Below are 13,959 nucleotides of genomic sequence, written 5' to 3'. Positions count from 1 at the left end.
CATAGCAACCAACCTCCGTTCGTTTCGAGCCCTTCGACTGCCTGCCAAGGCAGGCGCTCAGGACAGGCCAAGGTCGAGAAACGATGCGTGTGCGCTTGCCGCTTCTCGACTTCGCTCGAAGCGAACGGCCTCTGGATTCAGGAGATTGCGGCATGACCATGTTGAAGGAAGGCCGCCCCACCGCGCCGCAAGCCGTCATCGAAGCCGGCGGCGCCCCCGCGACCGCCACCGGCAACCGCGCGCTGATGCTGGAGGAAGCGCTGATCTTCGAGATCGGCTCGACGGATACCACCGGCGTCGACTTTGCCGAAGCGCCCAAGGTCGCCAGTCGCCTCGGCAATCTCGCCCGCACCGACGGGATCGGCCTGCCCGGCCTGTCGGAGCAGGAGACGGTGCGCCATTACACGCGCCTCAGCCGCCAGAACTACGCCATCGACCTGGGCCTGTTCCCGCTCGGCTCCTGCACGATGAAGCATAACCCGCGCCTCAATGAGAAGGTGGCGCGGATGCCCGGTTTCGCGGATCTCCACCCGCTCGCGCCGCAATCGACGGTGCAGGGCGCGTTGGCGGTGATCCATGAGCTGGCGCAGTGGCTGGTGACGCTGACCGGCATGCATTCGGTCGCGATGAGTCCCAAGGCGGGCGCGCATGGCGAGCTGTGCGGCCTGCTGGCGATCCGCGCCGCGCTCGAAGCCCGGGGCGATGCGCGCAGCGTCATCCTCGTGCCGGAAAGCGCCCATGGCACCAATCCCGCCACGGCGGCTTTCTGCGGCTATAAGGTCGAGGACATCCCCGCGACCCCGGACGGTCGCGTCGATCTGGAGGCCCTCAAGGCCCGCCTCGGCCCCGATGTCGCGGCGGTGATGATCACCAACCCCAATACCTGTGGCCTGTTCGAGCGCGACATGAAGACGATCTCCGACGCGGTGCACACCGCCGGAGCCTTTGTCTATTGCGACGGCGCGAACTTCAACGCCATCGTCGGCCGGGTCCGCCCCGGCGACCTGGGCGTCGACGCGATGCACATCAACCTGCACAAGACCTTCTCCACGCCCCATGGCGGCGGCGGGCCGGGTTCGGGTCCGGTGGTGTTGTCCGAAGCGCTTGCCCCCTTCGCGCCGCTGCCCTTCGTCGAAAAGCAGGGCGACAAGTTCGTGCTGGTCGAGGAAGAGACGGCGGACGAACATCATGCCAGCAGCTTCGGCCGCATGGTCGCCTTCCACGGCCAGATGGGCATGTTCACCCGCGCCCTGACCTATATCCTCAGCCACGGCGCGGACGGATTGCGGCAGGTGGCGAGCGACGCGGTGCTGAACGCCAATTATATCCTGCGCAGCCTGGACGATGTGCTGGACGCACCCTTTGGCGGCAGCGGCCCCTGCATGCATGAGGCGCTGTTCAGCGACAAGGGGCTGGCGGAAGGCTTCACCACGCTCGACATCGCTAAGGGGCTGATCGACGAGGGCTTCCACCCGATGACCATGTATTTCCCGCTGGTCGTCCATGGCGCGATGCTGGTCGAACCGACCGAGACGGAAAGCAAGGCGGCGCTCGACCAGTTCATCCTGGCGCTGCGCAGTCTGGCCGAACGCGCCAAGGCGGGTGACGAGGCGCTGAAGGGCGCGCCCTATTTCGCCCCGCGCCGCCGCCTGGACGAGACGCTGGCTGCGCGCAAGCCAGTCCTGACCTGGACCGATCCCGCGCTGGCGGAAGCCGCCGAATGACGGATCGGCCGGAGCCGTGGGAACCCGGTTCCGGCCCCGTTGCGGCGGGGAAGCGCCACGCCGCCGCGACGGAGCGCAACCGTGACGCCATATTGTCGGTGTTGCGTCAGGAACTGCCGTCCTCCGGCCTTGTGCTGGAGGTGGCGAGCGGCAGCGGCGAGCATGCGATCCATTTCGCCGCTGCGCTGCGCATGCTCGATTGGCAGCCGAGCGACCCCGATCCTGTGGCGCTGGCTTCCATCGAGGCATGGCGCGTGGAAGCGGGATTACCCAATGTGAGCCCGCCGGTCAGGCTCGATGCGAGCGCTGACTGGCCGGTGGGAAAGGCGGATGCGGTGCTGTGTATTAATATGGTCCACATCAGCCCCTGGGAAGCGACGCTCGGGTTGACGAGGGGAGCGGGGGCCGTGCTGCCGCCGGGCGGCCTGCTCTACCTCTATGGTCCTTATCTCCGGGATAATGTCGAAACCGCGCCGAGCAATCTGGCCTTCGACGCATCCCTCAAGGCACGCGATCCGCAATGGGGCTTGCGTCGGCTGGAAGATGTGATCGCCATTGCCGAGGGGGAGGGGCTCGCATTTCGGCGTCTGGTTGAGATGCCCGCGAACAATCTATCGTTGATATTCCGGCAGCGGGATTGATAGACCGCCATGCTCGCACGGTGCGCTGCAGACAGGACCAATGCCTCACACTCTCCTCTCCCTCGTCACCGCCGAACTTGCCGCACCGGCCGATCCTCGGGCGGCGGCCATGGCGGGCGCGCTGGCCGCCCAATATCCCGATGCCTCGCGGGCCGTGCTTTTCTATGGCTCCTGCCTGCGGGAGAAGAATCTCGACGGGCTGATGCTGGATTTCTACCTGATCGTGTCGGACTATCGCGCCGCTTATGGAAAAAGCTGGCTCGCGACCGCCAACCGGCTGATCCCGCCCAATGTCTTCCCGTTCGAGCATAACGGCCTGCTCGCCAAATATGCCGTGCTGTCGGAGGCGGATTTTGCCCGCCTCAGCAGCACCGCCGCCGATAATGTCTCGGTCTGGGCGCGCTTTGCCCAACCGGCGCGGCTGCTTTGGGCGGCAGATGACCTTGCCCGCCAGCGCGCCATCGCTGCCGTCGCCAGCGCCACGCCGACCTTGCTGTCGCTTGCCCGGCCGATGGCGGAGGAGAAGGATGCGCTGGCGCTCTGGCGGACCGGCTTCACCCTGACTTATGGCGCGGAACTGCGCGCCGAGCGGAAGGGCCGTTCCCTCTCCATCGTCGACGCCGACCCCGACCGCTATCGCCGCTTCGGGGAAGCCGCGCTGGCGCAGGGGCTGCCGCCGTCGCTTGCCCCCGAACAAGCGGCTGCCCGCTGGCGGCGGTTGCAAAGGCGGGGCAAATGGCTCTCCGTCATCCGTCTCGCCAAGGCCAGCTTCACCTATGCGGGCGGCATTGATTATCTCGCCTGGAAGATCAACCGCCACGCCGGCACGGCGATCGAGATCAAGCCCTGGCAGCGCCGCTGGCCGCTGATCGGCGCGCTTACTCTGCTGCCGCGGCTGTTCCGGGGTGGTGCGATCCGTTGAGCGCATGGGACAGCGCCTGGGCGAGCCCCGTCAGCGTATAGGGCTTGCGCAGCACTTCATGGCCCGCGAAATCCGCGCTTCCGGCGGTGTCGCCCGCATAGCCGGTGACGAACAGCACCGGCAGATGGGCGTGGGCGGCGGGCAGGGTGCGGATCATTTCCGGCCCGGTCATGTCGGGCATCAGCACGTCGCTCATGATCAGGCCGATGTCGCGATGACTGCTCAGCAGCTTTGCCGCCTTGGACGGATGGTCGCAGGCGACCGGCAGATGGCCTAGCTCCGCCAGCGCCGCCATGGTCTGGTTGAGGACGCGGGGATCATCCTCCACCACTAGGATGCGCGTCGGCGGATGCAGCACCGGTTCCCGGTCGGGCGCATGCGCGTCGGCCACATCCTCTCCTTCCGCGCTGATATGGCGGGGGAGGTAGATATGGACGCTCGTGCCCTTGCCGGTTTCGGATTCGATGCGGATTTCGCCCTCGCTCTGATGCACGAAGCCGAAAATCTGGCTGAGGCCGAGGCCCGTTCCCTTGCCGACCGGCTTGGTCGTGAAAAAGGGTTCGAACACGCGGGAAAGGATTTCGGGCGTCATGCCGCAGCCATCGTCGACGACGCTCAGCGTGACATATTCGCCGCCGGCGCATTCCCCGATCTCCTGCGGGGCAAGCCGGGCCTGAGCCGTCCGGATGATCAGGCGGCCGCGCCCGTCCATCGCATCCCGCGCATTGACGCACAGGTTCAATATCGCATTTTCCATCTGATGCTGGTCGACGAATATCCGCCAGCCCTGCGCTTCCTTCTCGAAGGCCATGCTGATCTGGTCCCCGATCGACCGGTCGATCAGGTCCGAAAGGCCCGCCACCAGCGCATCGGGATCGACCGCATTGGGCAAGAGCGGTTCGGACCGGGCGAAAGCCAGCAGGCGGCGGGTGAGGGCGGCGGCGCGATTGGCCCCCTCCATCGCATTGTCGAGGTGGCGGCTCGCCTCCTGCGGTTTCAGGCGCAGCTTGCGCTTGGCCAGTTCAAGCCCGCCGACCACCACCGCCAGCATATTGTTGAAATCATGGGCGATGCCGCCGGTAAGCTGGCCCACGGCGTCCATCTTCTGCATCTGGCGCAGATTTTCCTCGGCAGCGGCGCGTTCGGCGGTTTCCTTCTTGAGCCGCTCATAGGCGTCCGACAGTTCGGCTGTGCGTTCCGCCACCGCCGTCTCCAGCCGGTCGGCCCGCTCGCCCTCATTTTCCGCCTGCCGCCGCGCGTTGCGCCGCTCGCTATAGGCGGCGTTGGCGAACCACAGCGCGAACAGCACGCAGACCAGCAGCACCAGGCCGAAAAGCTGGGATGTCTTGCCGAACCATTCATTGCGGTCCCCGGCCAGCGACACGGCTTCGCTGCGTTCCCGCAGCCGGGCATTTTCCGCCTGGATAACCCGGTCCAGCAGGGCCGTGATGCGCATCAGGTCGCGGGACTTGCCCGCCTGATGGAACTGGGCGAGCGCGCCCATCTTCTGGTCGTAGGTGGTGCGCAGCCCGATCTCGCTCAGCGTCTTGCCCCGCTGATCGAAGGCGGCTTGCAGCGCCAGCACATTGCCCCGCTGCCAGTCCGAATGGCGGGTCGAATAGGTCAGCGTCTTGAGCTGGCTGGCGGCGGTGCGCCACTGGTCCTGGAACAGCCGGCCGGTATCGGGGTCGAGGCTGATGACATAGCGGGCCAGCGTCACTTCGGCGCGGGCGGTCTTGGCTTCGAAGGCGCGGGCAAGGGCGATGACCTCGAAACTGCGGCGCTGTTCCTTCAGCGCCCGCTCATGGTCGCGCGCCGCATGGCTGGCGCTGTACAGCAGCGTGCCAAGCGACCCCATCAGCAGGACGACCAGCACCAGCGGCAGGAAGCGCGCTATGATTGCTCGCCACCCGGTCGCATGTTCATCCATGAAAAACCCGTCCGCCATCGACAGTTACACTAGACGAACAACATTAAGCGAGAAATGCCGCAGGTGGAAAGTTCCGATTTTGCGTGGGATTCCGTCGCGTTAAATGCCCGCCCGGTCGTGGGGTCGAGACGGGGGCGCGATCAGCCGATCGCGCCCGTCGCCTTGCCCGCCGCTTCGAACATGGCGATGATCTGCTCGACCTGCTCGTCGCTATGTTCGGCGCAAAGCGAGCAGCGCAGCAGGAAGGTGCCCGCCGGGGTCGCCGGGGGACGGGCCATGTTGACGTATAGGCCGAGTTCAAGCAGCGCCTGCCACATGGCCACGGCTTGCGTCTGGTCGGTCAGGATGACGGCGATGATCGCGGATTGCGGCGTTTCCGTACCCAGCTTGAAGCCGAGATCGGTGAGGCCCTTGTGCAGCCGCTGGCTGTTCTTCCACAGATGGGCGCGCTTCTCGCCCGCATGCATCAGCTTGCGGATCGAGGTCGCGGCGGTGGCGACGACGCTGGGCGGCAGCGACGCGGTGAAGACATAGGGACGGCAGACGAGGCGCAGCACCTCGAACTTCGGGTGGTTGGAGACGCAGAAGCCGCCGACCGTACCGACCGATTTGGAGAAGGTGCCGACGACGAAATCGACGTCCTTTTCCACGCCCTGTTCTTCGTAGACGCCACGGCCATTGGGGCCGAAAAAGCCCATGCCATGGGCTTCGTCGACCAGGATCATGCAATTGGGATGCTTGCGCACGGCGGCCACCATGTCCGGCAGCGGCGCGACGTCACCCAGCATCGAATAGACGCCCTCCAGCACCACCAGCTTCAGTGCGTCGGCGGGCAGGCGGCCAAGGCGCTTGTCCAGATCCTCGACGCTGTTGTGGCGGAAACGGACGATCTCCGCATCGCCCAGGAAGCAACCGTCATAGATGGAGGCGTGGCTGTCGGCGTCGAGAATGACATAGTCGCCCTTGCCCGCCAGCGTGGAGATCATGCCCAGATTGGCCTGATAGCCGGTCGAGAAGACCATCGCGCCGGAGGTTCCGTAAAACTCCTTGAGCGCTTCCTCGACTTCCTTATGGCCCTGATAGGTGCCGTTCAGCACGCGGCTACCGGTGGTGCCGGCGCCGAAATCGTCCAGCGCCTTCTTGCCCGCCGCGACCACGTCCGGGTCGAAGGTCATGCCCATATAATTATAGGTGCCGAGCAGGATGGTGTCCTTGCCCTTGATCACCGCCTGGGTGGGGGATTTCACCTCGTCCATGACGATGGCGAAGGGATCGCGCACGCCGGTCGCCAGCAGCGCCTCGCGCTCAGCGATCAAAGGGTCGAATTTGGAGAAAAGGTCGCGGGTTTGCGTGGCGTCGGTCATGTCTCAATCGTCCCAAAACCGTTCGGGCTGAGCGAAGTCGAAGCCTCTTGCCGAGCGGAGCCGAGGCTCATGCTTCGCCTTGGCTCAGCAAAGGGTTTCGACTTCGCTCAGCCCGAACGGCAGTTAAATTCTCAGGCAGCGTCAGCCCTTCAGCTTCGCCACGGCATCCACGAGCTGGCCGATGCTCTCGATCTCGGCCTGCATGTTCATGGTGATGATGATGTCGAATTCATCCTCGATCGCGGCGACGAAGTCCATCACGGTCAGGCTGTCCCATTCCAGATCGCCCGCGAAGGTCGTGGCCTCGGTCAGTTCCACGCCCTTTTTATTGAAGGGAGCGATCTGGCTCAAAACGCTGTCGAAAATTGGCTGGCGATCCGTCATTATCCGTGGTGCTTTCCGTGAAAGAGCGGCTTTTGCCCTCAAGCGTCGCTCTTTGGCAAGGGAATAAGGCGGCAATCGGGCATGAGTGTCGCGAAAAAGGGGGAGGGGGAAAAGATGGACGCGACGAATGTTCCGGTGCCCAATGCGATCCACCTGCTGCGCACGGCGGTGCAGACCAATATGCAATTGAGCCAGATGGCCGATCAGAAGGCGAACATGCTGATCGGCGCGTCGATGGTGATCTTCACCCTTTGCGTCGCGCAATTGCGCTCGGGGGCGCTGGTCTGGCCGGTGGCGGCGCTGGCGGTGGGCGTGTTCCTGGCTGCGACCTGCGCGATCCTGGCGGTGCTGCCCAGCGTCAGCCAGTCGCGGGGAGGTGTGGGGGATGGCGACAATCTGCTGTTCTTCGGCATCTTCACCAGCCTCAGCGAAGCCGAGTTCAGCGACCGGATGATGGCGCTGGTATCGGATGACGACGCGCTGTACCGGGCGATGCTGCGCGACATGTATCAGAATGGGCAGGTGCTCCAGCGGCGGAAATATCGCTGGCTGGGCTATGCGTATCGGTTGTTTCTGACAGGTGTGGTGATGAGTTTCGCGGCGCTGGTGGTCGATCTGGGGCTGGGGTGGCGCTGAACAGAGTGGGGCATCAACACTGAACGTCATGCTGAACTTGTTTCAGCATGACGGGGGATTGAGAGGCAGCCTTCGAGCGACCCCGGCAAATTACCGGAAATTGTCCGCGTAGGCCTGAATCTTCAACGTCTTGGGCGCCGTCGGGATCACCGTATAGGCAATCCTCTCCCGCTCCGCATAGGCCCGCGCCGCTTCTTCGGAAGAGAAGCTCAGCTTGATCTGCTGCTTCATGTCGCCCGAACCGGCCCAGCCGGTCAGCGGATCGGCCTTCTTCGCTTCGGCGGGCGCATATTCCAGCACCCATTTATGGGTCAGCGCCTTGCCGGACTGCAGGGCGTTCTTCTGGATCTGATAGATGCGCGCGCTCATCGCGATAAGGACTCCTGAGGGAATTTGGTGCTGCGTTGCACCAGCGGGCGAGCGGAAGTCAAGGCTTCCCCTTGGCAATCCTTTATACGCCGGGATTTCAGAGCCGTGAAATGTTCCATTTCACTTGAAATCCCTGTCGGCGCGTTTCGTGCGCAAAGTGGCGTTGGCCGCCGCCGGATCGTCGGGCCAGGGATGCTTGGGATAGCGCCCGCGCATTTCCTTAGCCACCGCGCTCCAGCTACCCGCCCAGAAGCCGGGCAGGTCGCGGGTCGTCTGAATGGGCCGCCCGGCGGGCGAGGTGAGCGAAAGGACCAGCGGAATGCGCTGGCTGCCGACCACTGGATGCTCGGCCAGCCCGAACAGCGCCTGCACGCGCAGCTCGACGCGGGGGCCTCCCTCGGCGGCATAGTCGATTTCATGGTTGCTGCCCGCAGGCGAGCGGAAGTCGGGCGGAGCGAGCCGATCGACCTGCTGCTTGCCGTCCCAGCCGATCAGCCCTTCGAGGACGCCGGAAAGCTGTGACCGGTCGATGTCGGACAGACGGCGCTTGCCTTGCAGCAGCGGCGGCAACCATTCGTCCAGCGTCTCCATCAGCGCGGCGTCGGACAGCGCCTCCACTCCGGCAAAATCCGCCCGCATTCTGAGCGAGCGCGCCGCTTCGGACCAGGGGAGCAGGTCCAGCCCGCCTTGCCGCACGCCTTCGGTCAGGGCGGTGACTACCGCCTCCGGATCGGGGCGGTCGTCGGAGCCGGAGGATAGCCTGACCGCCCCCAACCGCCGTTCCCGCAGCGCCTCGATCCCGCCATTGGCCGGGCGGAAGCGCACCGTGCGATGCTCCGCGATGCGAGCGCCGAACAGGGCGATGACCTCCGCCTCGCTGATCGGCGCGGCGGACAGGATGCGGGCGCCTGCTGCGCTGCCCTGGACTTCTCCGACCGCCAGCCATTCCTCTCGGGCAAGCGGGTTGAGCGGATCGAGCCGGAAACCGCGCCCGCCGACGCTGGCCCAATCCGCGCCGTCTGCGGACCGGCGCTTGGACACGCGGTCGGGGAAGGCGAGGGCAAGCGCGAGGCCGGTTTCATGGCCCTCTCCCACGCCGACATTCCCTCCCCCGACCCCTCCCGCAAGCGGGAGGGGCGCTAATTTGCTCCAGCGCTTTGCCATGGCCCGCGCCGCGTCGGCCCGTTTCCCGCTTTCCCGCCGCCAGCGCATGCGCCGCTGCGACAGGTCGACGTCCTGTCCGCCAACTCCCCGCTCGCCCAGCAGCACGGCGACCTCCGCCGCGATGTCCGCCAGCCCCATTTCGCCCGCCCGCACCAGCATATGGCCGATGCGCGGCTCCAGCGGCAGCTTCGCCAGCGCCTTGCCATGCGCGGTGATTCGCCCGTCCGCGTCCAACGCCTCCAGCACGGTCAGCCTTTTGCGCGCTTCCGCCACCGCAGCGCCCGGCGGCGCGTCCAGCCAGCGCAGCTCAGCCGGATCGCTCACCCCCCAGAGCGCGCAGTCGAGGATCAGGCTGGAAAGGTCGCTCTCCAATATCTCCGGCGGGTCGAAGGGCGGCATGCCCGCCGTCGCCGCCGCTTCCCACAGGCGATAGGCGACGCCGGGCCGTTGCCGCGCAGCGCGACCGGCGCGCTGGGTCGTCGCCGCCTGGCTCGCCCGCTCCGTCACCAGCCGCGTCACCCCAGCCGCCCGGTCATAGCGCGGCCGCCGCGCCAGCCCGCTATCGACCACGATCCGTACGCCGTCGATGGTCAGGCTGGTTTCCGCAATGGAGGTGGCGAGGATCACTTTCCGCCGCCCTTCCCGCGAAGGCCGGATCGCCGCCCGCTGCGCCGCCGGATCGAGCGACCCGTGCAGCTTGTGGACTTCCACGCCTGCGCCTTCCAGCCGATCCGCCGTCCGCTCGATCTCCGCCACGCCGGGCAGGAAGGCGAGCAGATCGCCCTCGGCTTCCTCGCTCAGCGCCCGGCGGATGGTCGCCGCCATCTCATCCTCGATCCGCTTTTCCGCGGCGCGCCCGACATGGCGCAGCGCCAGCGGCTGGATGCGGCCTTCGCTCTCCACGACCGGAGCGCCGTCCAACAGCGCGGCAAAGCGCGCCCCGTCCAGCGTTGCGGACATGGGCACGATCCGCAGGTCGGGCCGCAGCGCGCCCTGGGCATCAAGGGCCAAGGCCAGCCCGAAATCGCCGTCCAGGCTGCGCTCATGCACTTCGTCGAAAAGGACGGCGGACACGCCCGAAAGCTCGGGATCATCCTGAATCCGCCGGACGAAAATGCCTTCGGTCAGCACCAGTAGCCTTGTGGCCTTGGAGGTTTTCGAATCCAGGCGCGTCGCATAGCCGACCGTGCCGCCCACATTCTCGCCCATCAACTCGGCAATCCGCTCCGCCGCCGCCCGTGCCGCCAGCCGCCGGGGGGAAAGCAGCAGAAGCTGGCCCGTGCACCATGGCTCGTTCAGCAGGGCGGGGGCCACGGCCGTCGTCTTGCCCGCGCCCGGCGGCGCCACCAGTACGGCATTGCTGCCTTTGCGCAAGGTGGCGAGCAGGTCGGGCAGGACGGCATGGATCGGCAAGGGGATCGGCAGGGCGGTCATCGCTGCCCCCTCTCGCGCCATTCGCGCCTCAACGCAATGATTCAGCCGAACAGCAGCGCGTGGATCGGGTTCTTGGGATCCAGCAGCATCTTGGCGGTGAGCGCCAGCGACATGACGATCAGCAGCGGCCGGATCAACCGGCTGCCGAAGCGCATCGCCAGGCGCGATCCGATCTGCCCGCCGGTGATGCTGCCCACCGCCATGGCGAGGCCGACGATCCAGATCACATGCTCGCCCACGATCATGATGAGCAGCCCGGCCAGGTTGCTGGCGAAATTGGCCGCCTTCGTCTGTGCCGTTGCGCGGACAAGGCCAAGGCCACCTAAAGCGATGAATATAGTGGTGTAGAACGCCCCAGCGCCCGGCCCGAAAAAGCCGTCATAAAAGCCGATCGCGCCGATCAGCAGGCTGAGGATCACGATGCCGACCCGCTGGTGCCGGTCCATTTCGCTGATCTTGGGCGAAAAGGTGAAATAGGCCGCCAGCGCGATCAGCAGCGCGGGCATCAGTCCGGCGAGGATGGACGGGTCGACCCGCTGCAACAGCCATGCCCCGCCCGCCGAGCCGACAAAGGCGGCGATCAGCGGCCAGCGATAGGCCTTGAGGTCCATATGTCCCGCCCGCGCATAGGCGATGCAGGCGCCGAACGTGCCGAGCGAGGATTGCAGCTTGTTGGTCGCGACGGCTGGTACGGGCGGGATCCCGGCGGCGAGCAAGGCGGGCAGGGCGATCAGCCCGCCGCCGCCCGCCATCGCGTCGATGCATCCCGCCATCAGCGCGGCGGCCATGAGGAAGGCGATGGTTTCAGGGGAGGGGATCATGGGTGGCGGGCAGTCTTGGCGGAATGAAGCGCACCGTACTCCTGCGTAGGCAGGAGCCCAGTTCAGGCGGTGGGACTGGGTTCCTGCCTACGCAGGAACACGACAATTGAAACGAACTGGCCTGCCAAAACCCTCAATAGGCTCGCGCAATCGCGAACTCGACCCCTTCGGTCAGCGCTGCCTTGGCCTTGCCATTGTCGAACATGCCGAGCGCGTCGATCGCCCGCTGGCCGTAATGCCGGGCCCGCGCCAGCGTATCGGCAATCGCGCCGGTCTTGCGCAGCAGGCCGGTCGCATGAGCGAGGTCTTCGTCGCTCACCCGGTTGCCCGCGATTGCCTGCTTCCAGAAGCTGCGTTCCTCGTCCGAACCGCGCGCATAGGCCAGGATCACCGGCAGCGTCACCTTGCCGTCGCGGAAATCGTCGCCCGCATCCTTGCCCATGGTCGCGCCGTCCGACTCATAGTCGATGGCGTCGTCGATGAGCTGGAAGGCGATGCCCAGATTGCGGCCATAGACGTCGAGCGCCTGCTCCTCCGCCTCGTTGCGGTCGGCCACCACGGCGGAAATCCGGCACGCGGCGGCAAACAGGGCGGCGGTTTTGGCGCCGATGATGTCGAGATATTGCTCTTCGCTGGTGTCGATCTTGCGCTGGGCGGTGAGCTGGTTGACCTCGCCCTCCGCGATCACGGCGGAGGCGTTGGAGAGGATCTTCAGCACCTTGAGCGACTCCGCCTCCACCATCAGCTCGAAAGAGCAGGAGAAGAGGAAATCGCCTACCAGCACGCTGGCGCTGTTGCCCCAGATGATGTTGGCGGTCTTGCGGCCGCGGCGCAGCCCCGACCCGTCGACCACATCGTCATGCAGCAGGGTCGCGGTGTGGATGAATTCGACCGCGGCGGCCAGCTTGTAGTGGCGCGACCCGGCATAACCCACCAGATCGGCGCAGGCGAGGGTCAGCATCGGTCGCATCCGCTTGCCGCCGCCCGCGATCAGATGGCCGGCCAGTTCCGGGATCAGCGGAATGCGCGACTGCATCCGGTCCAGGATAACGGCATTCACCTGGTTCATGCCCTCAGCGACCAGCGCCATCATGGGGGCGAGCGAAGGCGCGCTGCTGGCGCGGCCGATGGGATGGACATTGCCGGTGGCGGATGCTGTCATGACAAGCGCCATGTGGCGGCGGGAAATGCTAAAGGCAAGCGGGAATAGCTTGCGCGGGCGCCCGGAAGCGGCAAAAAGCGCCTCGAATAACCGGAGGACCATAGTGGACGAGACTTTGAAGCGCTATCGCGAGAGCATCGACAATATCGACGCGGCGCTGGTCTTCATGCTGGCGGAGCGGTTCAAGATCACCCAGGCGGTGGGGGAGCACAAGGCGACCCACGATCTGCCGCCCGCCGATCCGGGGCGCGAGGAACGCCAGATCGCGCGTCTGCGCCAACTTGCGACCGACGCCAATCTGGACCCCGATTTCACGGAAAAATTCCTGCGCTTCATCATCGATGAGGTGATCCGCCACCATGAAAGGTTGCGCGAAAATCAGGCTTGAGGTCAGGCCGGTTCCGCGATTTCCTGATTGCGCGCCGGCCGGGTGGAGCGCCCCAGCATCACCCCGCCCAGCGCCAGCGCGAAGCCGATGAGCTGCACCGGCCCCAGCCGCTCCCCGAACAGGGCCCAAGCCTCGATGGCGGCGAGCGGCGGCACCAGCAGCAACAGCATCGACATGCGCGTCGGCCCCTGATGCCGCACCAGCCACACCAGCAGCGACAGCCCGCCCGCCGACAGCACCAGCACGGACCAGGCCAGGCCGAGCCAGAGGATGGGATTCCCGTCCCAACGATATTCACCCACGATCAGCGCCGCTGTCAGCGCGACCAGCGCGCCGCCCGCATTCTGCACCGCGCCTGAAACCGCGATGCCGTCCCCGGCGATCGCGCCCCGCTGGATCAGCGTGCCGCCCGCCATGCCCAGCACGGCCACCATTCCGGCAAATGCAGGCCACAGCGCGATCGACCCCGCGCCCGACCGTTCGATCGCGGGAAGCAGCACGCAGCCGACCCCCATGATCGCGATTCCCAACCCGCCCCAGGCGCGCGTCGGCAACCGGTCGCCCAGGAAAGCGACGCTCGCCACCGCCACCGCCAGCGGCTGGAGCGCGCCCAGCAGAGCCATGATCCCGGCGGGCATGCCGTTGTTCACCGCCCACCAACTGAGCGTCAGATAGAAGCCATGCAGCATCGCGCCCGCCGCGAGGTGAAGCGCCAGCCGCCGTCCGCGCGGCAGGGCCTGCTGCGCATAGAGCGCGGCTCCGGCCAACAGTAGCGTCGTCAGCGACAGTCGGATGGCAAGGATCAGCTCCGGCGCGGCATGCGGCACCATGGCTCGCGCCACGATGAAGCCGGTCGACCAGATGAGGACGAAGAGAAGGGCGGCGACAGCGGCGATCATGGTCGCGCCTTTGGCCTATCGGCGCCCGGCTGTCGAGGTTTGGCCATGGCTGCCAATTGACGCACCGTGCTCCTGCGCAGGCAGGAGCCCAGTCCCACCGCCTGTGGGTCAATGCACCGTT

General features: G+C 66.3%; 13 protein-coding genes. 5 read left to right on the top strand and 8 right to left on the bottom strand.

The genetic code is table 11. From position 1 onward, the window contains the following. Positions 1 to 152 precede the first annotated feature (152 nt). From gcvPB to HUK72_RS07735, 3 genes are read left to right on the top strand one after another with little or no spacing between them, the layout of a single operon-like run. Positions 153 to 1,724 (top strand): aminomethyl-transferring glycine dehydrogenase subunit GcvPB, encoded by a 1,572-nt coding sequence (gene gcvPB / locus HUK72_RS07745; protein WP_176596271.1) that lies wholly within the window; start codon positions 153 to 155, stop codon positions 1,722 to 1,724. Next, positions 1,721 to 2,365 carry a DUF938 domain-containing protein gene (locus HUK72_RS07740; RefSeq protein ID WP_176596270.1) on the top strand — a complete coding sequence of 215 codons (645 nt, stop codon included), beginning with the start codon at positions 1,721 to 1,723 and terminating at the stop codon, positions 2,363 to 2,365. Before gcvPB ends, HUK72_RS07740 begins: the two co-directional genes overlap by 4 nt. Before the next feature lie 40 nt (positions 2,366 to 2,405). Then, positions 2,406 to 3,287: a hypothetical protein gene (locus HUK72_RS07735; RefSeq protein WP_176596269.1), complete on the top strand. Its 882-nt coding sequence runs from the start codon at positions 2,406 to 2,408 to the stop codon at positions 3,285 to 3,287. Here the strand turns inward: HUK72_RS07735 and HUK72_RS07730 are convergent. The 3 genes from HUK72_RS07730 to HUK72_RS07720 all read right to left on the bottom strand — a co-directional run bounded on the left by HUK72_RS07730 (position 3,244) and on the right by HUK72_RS07720 (position 6,965). After that, complete coding sequence (locus tag HUK72_RS07730) at positions 3,244 to 5,217, bottom strand: ATP-binding protein (RefSeq protein WP_369805931.1); 1,974 nt, start codon at positions 5,215 to 5,217, stop codon at positions 3,244 to 3,246. The two genes, HUK72_RS07735 and HUK72_RS07730, sit on opposite strands and share 44 nt — an antisense overlap. Before the next feature lie 140 nt (positions 5,218 to 5,357). Continuing rightward, positions 5,358 to 6,581: an aminotransferase class I/II-fold pyridoxal phosphate-dependent enzyme gene (locus tag HUK72_RS07725; protein WP_176596267.1), complete on the bottom strand. Its 1,224-nt coding sequence runs from the start codon at positions 6,579 to 6,581 to the stop codon at positions 5,358 to 5,360. A 141-nt stretch (positions 6,582 to 6,722) separates the two neighbouring features. Continuing rightward, on the bottom strand, positions 6,723 to 6,965 hold the full coding sequence (locus HUK72_RS07720; protein ID WP_176596266.1) for an acyl carrier protein: 243 nt from the start codon (positions 6,963 to 6,965) through the stop codon (positions 6,723 to 6,725). An 81-nt stretch (positions 6,966 to 7,046) separates the two neighbouring features. Here HUK72_RS07720 and HUK72_RS07715 point away from each other — a divergent pair, with 81 nt between their 5' ends. Then, positions 7,047 to 7,601, top strand: a complete 555-nt coding sequence (locus HUK72_RS07715; protein WP_176596265.1) for a Pycsar system effector family protein — start codon at positions 7,047 to 7,049, stop codon at positions 7,599 to 7,601. A gap of 90 nt (positions 7,602 to 7,691) precedes the next feature. Here the strand turns inward: HUK72_RS07715 and HUK72_RS07710 are convergent, their stop codons facing one another. The 4 genes from HUK72_RS07710 to HUK72_RS07695 all read right to left on the bottom strand — a co-directional run bounded on the left by HUK72_RS07710 (position 7,692) and on the right by HUK72_RS07695 (position 12,551). Continuing rightward, on the bottom strand, positions 7,692 to 7,970 hold the full coding sequence (locus tag HUK72_RS07710; protein WP_176596264.1) for an ETC complex I subunit: 279 nt from the start codon (positions 7,968 to 7,970) through the stop codon (positions 7,692 to 7,694). A 120-nt stretch (positions 7,971 to 8,090) separates the two neighbouring features. Continuing rightward, positions 8,091 to 10,589 (bottom strand): ATP-dependent helicase HrpB, encoded by a 2,499-nt coding sequence (gene hrpB / locus HUK72_RS07705; RefSeq protein ID WP_176596263.1) that lies wholly within the window; start codon positions 10,587 to 10,589, stop codon positions 8,091 to 8,093. Between the two features lie 20 nt (positions 10,590 to 10,609). Further along, positions 10,610 to 11,389 (bottom strand): TSUP family transporter, encoded by a 780-nt coding sequence (locus tag HUK72_RS07700; protein WP_176596262.1) that lies wholly within the window; start codon positions 11,387 to 11,389, stop codon positions 10,610 to 10,612. A gap of 133 nt (positions 11,390 to 11,522) precedes the next feature. Next, entirely contained in the window at positions 11,523 to 12,551 is a 1,029-nt protein-coding gene (locus HUK72_RS07695) for a polyprenyl synthetase family protein (RefSeq protein WP_176596261.1), read from the bottom strand. Positions 12,552 to 12,654: 103 nt separating this feature from the next. On the opposite strand from HUK72_RS07695, the gene HUK72_RS07690 reads away from it, so the two are divergent. Next, positions 12,655 to 12,939 (top strand): chorismate mutase, encoded by a 285-nt coding sequence (locus HUK72_RS07690; protein ID WP_176596260.1) that lies wholly within the window; start codon positions 12,655 to 12,657, stop codon positions 12,937 to 12,939. A 2-nt stretch (positions 12,940 to 12,941) separates the two neighbouring features. On the opposite strand, the gene HUK72_RS07685 is transcribed toward HUK72_RS07690, so the two are convergent. Beyond that, complete coding sequence (locus tag HUK72_RS07685) at positions 12,942 to 13,838, bottom strand: DMT family transporter (protein ID WP_176596259.1); 897 nt, start codon at positions 13,836 to 13,838, stop codon at positions 12,942 to 12,944. Positions 13,839 to 13,959 lie beyond the last annotated feature (121 nt).

Source organism: Sphingobium sp. 15-1 (assembly GCF_013375535.1).
GTDB lineage: Bacteria > Pseudomonadota > Alphaproteobacteria > Sphingomonadales > Sphingomonadaceae > Sphingobium > Sphingobium aromaticivastans.
This window is presented reverse-complemented; position numbering and strand designations above follow the sequence as displayed.

What these genes read in the sequence shown, in the direction of transcription:
- gcvPB (WP_176596271.1), top strand. Translation starts at nt 153, where the DNA reads ATGACCATGTTGAAGGAAGGCCGCCCCACCGCGCCGCAAGCCGTCATC.
- HUK72_RS07740 (WP_176596270.1), top strand. Translation starts at nt 1,721, where the DNA reads ATGACGGATCGGCCGGAGCCGTGGGAACCCGGTTCCGGCCCCGTTGCG.
- HUK72_RS07735 (WP_176596269.1), top strand. Translation starts at nt 2,406, where the DNA reads ATGCCTCACACTCTCCTCTCCCTCGTCACCGCCGAACTTGCCGCACCG.
- HUK72_RS07730 (WP_369805931.1), bottom strand. Translation starts at nt 5,217, where the DNA reads ATGGATGAACATGCGACCGGGTGGCGAGCAATCATAGCGCGCTTCCTG.
- HUK72_RS07725 (WP_176596267.1), bottom strand. Translation starts at nt 6,581, where the DNA reads ATGACCGACGCCACGCAAACCCGCGACCTTTTCTCCAAATTCGACCCT.
- HUK72_RS07720 (WP_176596266.1), bottom strand. Translation starts at nt 6,965, where the DNA reads ATGACGGATCGCCAGCCAATTTTCGACAGCGTTTTGAGCCAGATCGCT.
- HUK72_RS07715 (WP_176596265.1), top strand. Translation starts at nt 7,047, where the DNA reads ATGAGTGTCGCGAAAAAGGGGGAGGGGGAAAAGATGGACGCGACGAAT.
- HUK72_RS07710 (WP_176596264.1), bottom strand. Translation starts at nt 7,970, where the DNA reads ATGAGCGCGCGCATCTATCAGATCCAGAAGAACGCCCTGCAGTCCGGC.
- hrpB (WP_176596263.1), bottom strand. Translation starts at nt 10,589, where the DNA reads ATGGCGCGAGAGGGGGCAGCGATGACCGCCCTGCCGATCCCCTTGCCG.
- HUK72_RS07700 (WP_176596262.1), bottom strand. Translation starts at nt 11,389, where the DNA reads ATGATCCCCTCCCCTGAAACCATCGCCTTCCTCATGGCCGCCGCGCTG.
- HUK72_RS07695 (WP_176596261.1), bottom strand. Translation starts at nt 12,551, where the DNA reads ATGACAGCATCCGCCACCGGCAATGTCCATCCCATCGGCCGCGCCAGC.
- HUK72_RS07685 (WP_176596259.1), bottom strand. Translation starts at nt 13,838, where the DNA reads ATGATCGCCGCTGTCGCCGCCCTTCTCTTCGTCCTCATCTGGTCGACC.